Genomic DNA, 241 nt, shown 5'->3' on the forward strand with positions numbered 1-241 from the left:
GCACGCAACCGCTCGATGTCCGCAATGTGCTTGGCTTCTGCTTTCGGCGGGTGCCCACGACGCATCTTGATGAACTGCTCGTACAGGAACTTGAACCCTTCTTCCGGAGCCAGTGTCGAGAACGAATAGACAGGAACCGCGCATTCGACATAACCGAGTTCGCGCTGCACCTTGACACGCAGATAGTTGGGGCTGACTGCACGCTCGGGAATTTCTGCGAGATGAGCACGACGCTTGCCCT

General features: G+C 57.3%; 1 protein-coding gene. It reads right to left on the reverse strand.

Annotated features, from left to right (window positions below; translation table 11 throughout):
* On the reverse strand, positions 1–241 hold a 241-nt coding region (locus AC1RPT_RS08235), incomplete at both ends, for a hypothetical protein (RefSeq protein WP_481763063.1).

The sequence above is a fragment of the Dellaglioa sp. CoH-56-MRSF-11 genome (genome assembly GCF_056782135.1).